The organism is Salinimicrobium oceani (assembly GCF_012037645.1).
In genome coordinates, this window is record NZ_JAAVJR010000742.1 from 1 (window position 1) to 426 (window position 426).

The 426-nt window shown below is 48.8% G+C and carries 1 protein-coding gene; it reads left to right on the forward strand.

From position 1 onward, the window contains the following. Positions 1–426, forward strand: a 426-nt coding sequence (locus HC175_RS19175) for a uroporphyrinogen decarboxylase family protein (protein WP_317172368.1), incomplete at both ends; no start/stop codon positions are given.

Consider the following 426-nt stretch of genomic DNA (forward strand, 5'->3'; position numbering starts at 1 on the left):
GCACCCCTGAGCTGGCTACCGAAATTACCGTTATGCCCATACACCAGGTAGGAACAGATGCGGCTATACTTTTTAGTGACATCCTGGTAGTGCCGCAGGCAATGAATATCGAGGTGGAAATGAAACCCGGACTTGGTCCGTGGCTTCCGTATCCCGTGAGAACATCTGCCGACGTGGAGAAAGTCATAGTTCCCGATGTGCATGAAACTTTGGGATACGTCATGGAAGCCGTAAAAATGACAAAGAAGGAGCTTAATGATGAAGTTCCCTTAATAGGATTTGCCGGTTCCCCCTGGACGATCCTATGTTATGCCGTGCAGGGTCAGGGTTCCAAAAACTTTGACATCGCCAAGAAATTCTGCTTTACAAATCCGCAGGCAGCGCATACCCTGCTTCAAAAGATCACCGACACCACCATTGCCTATT